Source organism: Sulfuricurvum sp., from assembly GCF_023250475.1.
In the GTDB taxonomy this organism is placed as follows: domain Bacteria; phylum Campylobacterota; class Campylobacteria; order Campylobacterales; family Sulfurimonadaceae; genus Sulfuricurvum.
Genome location: NZ_JAHFAQ010000159.1, coordinates 1 through 4045 on the forward strand (window position 1 = coordinate 1; position 4045 = coordinate 4045).

Genomic DNA, 4045 nt, shown 5'->3' on the forward strand with positions numbered 1-4045 from the left:
CTCTCCGCCGTAGTTTTTTTCCCATAATTCCGGCTCATCATCCCCACCGATCCCTTTGGTTATCACCATTCGATCGCTTGCATTAAGTGCATATGCCGCAAGACGAACCATAAGACGCTGATCGGTTTCTGAGGGGTGTTGGGCTATTGTGATCTCATGGGTCTCATAGTAATTTCGATCCATATCGGCTATATTGAGCTGTACTTTGTAAATCGTCGAACCTGCGGCCATGAGAACTCCTTGTAAGTATGCAACTATGACACAACAGGGCTTAGTAACCATTCTATACTCAGCTCTAATCGGGCTATTAGCCGATAAATGGTAGAATTTTGAATGATACAAACCATACCGATTGAAACCTTTTTAGAATCTTCCCATACCTATGACCTCATCATCGATGCGCGAAGCCCGCACGAATACGGTGAGTCCCATATCCCTTTGGCGCAAAATTTTTATGCACTGAATAACGAAGAACATCACGAAATCGGTATAATTTATAAACAAATATCCCCTTTTGAAGCACGCGTAAAAGGGGCTTCCTACGTCTGCCTCAATGCCGCCCGCCATATTCACGATATCTATCCGGCATTTACCCCAAACTCCAGAATTGCGATCTATTGCGCGCGCGGCGGTATGCGTTCCTCATCGCTGGGAACGATTTTATCCGACATCGGTTATCGGATTGACCGTGTTATCGGCGGTTACAAATCGTACCGTACCTTTGTTACCGGATATTTGGAAGATATCCCTCCGCTCAATTTTATAACTCTTGCCGGAAATACGGGGTGCGGAAAAAGCGACCTTCTCAATGAATTGGAAAATGTGGTCGATCTTGAAAAAATGGCCAACCATTACGGTTCGGTATTCGGCGATGTCAACGGGGCGCAGCCCACCCAAAAAGAGTTCCAAAATCGACTCACCCATGCCCTCCTCGCCCTAAAACCTGAAAAAAAGGGGTTTGTCGAAGCCGAAAGCAAACGGATCGGAAAAATCATGCTCCCCGCTTCTCTCTACAAAAAAATGGAAGAGGGATTTCGAATTGAGATTACAGCTCCCATAGAACAGCGTATTGAACGGATCATGCGGATGTACGATGCAATGGATGAAACCTTCTTTATGGAACGGATGGAACGAATTTCCCCCTACATCAGCCGTGACCATAAAACCTCTGCCATCGACGCATTTGAGAACGGTGATTTGCCCAGAGTTTCCGAAATCTTGTTGACACAGTATTATGATAAAGTGTACAAAGTGACGATCAAACCCGATATGAGTATCCACAACGATGATCACTCAAAAACACTCGACATTCTCAGAGGAATTCAAGATGAACAACAGCGCTAAACTGACGAAATTCGTCCGTGCTTCGGGATGTGCCGCCAAACTCTCCCCCGGCTCGCTCGAAAATGTCACCTGCCATCTGAAATCGTTTCATAAAGATCTCCTCGTCGGATTTGAGGGGAATGAAGATGCGGGGGTTTATCGGATCAATGAAAGCCTGGCGATGGTGCAGACGGTCGATTTTATCACCCCCGTCGTGGATGACCCCTTCATCTACGGTCAAATTGCGGCGGCGAACTCTCTAAGCGACGTGTTCGCGATGGGAGGTGATGCCAAAACGGCACTCAACCTCGTCGGATTCGACGGCAAAAATCACCCTACCGAAATCTTGACTGAGATTCTCCGAGGCGGGCAGAGCAAAGTGCAAGAGTGCGGAGCGGTAATCGTCGGGGGACATACGATCGAGACGCCTGAGATGCTCTATGGCCTATCCTGTACCGGATTTGTCCACCCTGATAAAATCTTGCGTAACAACACAGCTCATGTGGGAGATTTGATCGTCCTCACCAAACCTCTGGGATTGGGGATTTTAATAACTGCTATAAAAGCCGATCTTCTAGATGAACCGATTGTGATCAAAGTCGCTGATACGATGCGTACTCTTAATTATAAAGCCTCATTGATCGCACGGGAATTTGACGCGCATGCGTGTACCGATGTAACGGGATTCGGCTTTTTAGGTCATTTAGCGGAGATGAGCGGAGGCACTAAAACGATAGAAGTAGAGTGCTCCGCCATCCCGTTTTTTGCCGAAGCGTTACCGATGGCCTCTATGGGAATTATCCCTGCGGGAAGCTATGCCAACAAAGAGTATCTCGAATCCAAAGTACACTTCAAACGTGATATTGGAGCCGATATGGAGATGATCCTTTTTGATGCGCAGACATCAGGGGGACTTTTGATCGCTGCGACTCCTGAAAATGCCCGCCGTATTGTAGAACGTTCTCTTGAGGAAGGGATACCCTCAGCGATTGTCGCACAGGTTATCGCTAAAACCGATACCGATATTATTGTAGGATAACACGATGCACCGACGCGAATTTATGAAAATTACCGCTGTTTCAGGGGCTATTTGCCTGACCCCCTCTTTTCTAACCGCCGCCTCAACTTCGAAGTTCAATGAAGGGCTTGCCCTCTATGACATCCGCTGGAGCTTTGATCTCTCCCTTCATAAGGATAAAGAGTGCGCCCTTTGGGTTCCCCTCCCCTCTGATATCAGCGGATTCCAGCGCCTTATCAAGCTTGAAAATTCAACCGAGGCAGAGACCCATTTCGAAAGCGACCACAACCGTTACGGCGCGCGTACCTTTTATGCCCGTTGGGAGAAGAGTGCCGTGAGTAAAACACTCGGACTCTCAATGACCGTAGCACTCAGAGATCGTCAATGCGACTTCCGTCCCAAACGGATCTGCCCCGAAATACTCGAACAATCTCGTGAATTTTTAATGCCTACCGCCCATATTCCGACGGATGGAGCGGTTGGCAAAGTTGCTAAAAATATTATCGGAAGAGAAAAAGATCCCCTCAAAAAAGCCCGAAAAATCTACGATTGGATTATTGCCAACGGCTACCGCGACGAGAGTGTCAAAGGGTGCGGAGTCGGAAGCCCCAACGCTATGCTCTCCCAACTCGAACGAGAGGGTCGTATGGGGGGCAAATGCCTCGATATGTCGGCGCTCTGTGTCGCGCTGATGAGGGCATCGAATATCCCCGCACGGGAAGTCATGGGGATTCGTGTCGGAGATTCTCGTCTCTCTCCAGCATTCGGCGCGGGCGAAGATATCACCAAAGCGCAACACTGCAAAGTGGAATTTTTTATTCCAAATATAGGGTGGATACCGTGCGATCCTGCCGATATCACCAAACTGGTACTCAAAGAGGGAATCGAGAAAAACTCCCCCCGTGCAATGGAACTGGCAAACAAGTTCTTCGGCTTTTGGGAGAACAACTGGATGGCCCTCAACCACGCCCGAGATTTTGACCTCTACCCCGCCAATACCCAAGGCTCGCTCGATTCGTTCGGCTACCCGTACGGCGAAGTGGACGGCGAATATCTCGATCCTTTCGAGCCGAAAAGCTATCGTTATACGATCCGCTCCGCAAAAGAGGTTTGATGATTCTCGACTGCCGTGATATGGATTGCCCGCGTCCCGTACTGGAGACGAAAAAAGCACTCGATGCCCTCCCTGAAGATGCGACTCTCACCGTAGAGGTGAACACCCTCAGCGGACGGGAAAACTGCAAACGCTTCGCCCTCTCACAACACTGCACCTTTACCGAAGAGACTCTCAATGATGGAGCGACACGCCTCACTATCGTTAAAGGAAGAGGATACGTTGAGAACGACGAGGAGAACCCCATCGATGTCATGATGCAGCAGGAGAGACGCAGTGCGGTACTCGTGCTCTTCGGTGCACTCATCACGGCGCTTCTATCCGCTTCATGCTGCATTGTTCCGACCCTTTTTATGGTATTCGGAATCTCCTTCGCCGGGGTTATCAATGTTCCTGAGCTCAACAGTTATCGCTGGCTGTTTACCGCCTTTGCCGTTTTGATGCTGAGCATCGGATTTTACCAAATGGTGATCAAAAAACAGATCGAATGCGACTGCGTCCCAAGCCTCACCTCCAAAATCCTCCTGATCCTTTTTTGGGGATTGTTTCTCTTTAGCCTTGCCGCCCTTTTCTATCACTATTATGAGGTA

General features: G+C 48.9%; 5 protein-coding genes. 4 read left to right on the forward strand and 1 reads right to left on the reverse strand.

Annotation, left to right across the window (positions count from 1 at the left end; translation table 11 throughout):
* The coding region (locus Q0C19_RS11270; protein ID WP_295056051.1) for a YaeQ family protein at positions 1-231 on the reverse strand (231 nt) is incomplete at its 3' end.
* A 102-nt stretch (positions 232-333) separates the two neighbouring features.
* Here Q0C19_RS11270 and mnmH point away from each other — a divergent pair.
* The 4 genes from mnmH to Q0C19_RS11290 all read left to right on the forward strand — a co-directional run.
* Positions 334-1344: a tRNA 2-selenouridine(34) synthase MnmH gene (mnmH, locus tag Q0C19_RS11275; RefSeq protein ID WP_295056053.1), complete on the forward strand. Its 1011-nt coding sequence runs from the start codon at positions 334-336 to the stop codon at positions 1342-1344.
* Positions 1328-2362, forward strand: a complete 1035-nt coding sequence (selD, locus tag Q0C19_RS11280) for a selenide, water dikinase SelD (RefSeq protein WP_295056055.1) — start codon at positions 1328-1330, stop codon at positions 2360-2362. Before mnmH ends, selD begins: the two co-directional genes overlap by 17 nt.
* A gap of 4 nt (positions 2363-2366) precedes the next feature.
* The gene (locus Q0C19_RS11285; RefSeq protein WP_295056057.1) at positions 2367-3455 is read left to right on the forward strand and encodes a transglutaminase-like domain-containing protein; all 1089 of its coding nucleotides are present in this window, start codon (positions 2367-2369) and stop codon (positions 3453-3455) included.
* Positions 3455-4045: sulfurtransferase TusA family protein (locus tag Q0C19_RS11290; protein WP_295056059.1), on the forward strand; the 591-nt coding region annotated here is incomplete at its 3' end. The genes Q0C19_RS11285 and Q0C19_RS11290, both read left to right, overlap by 1 nt.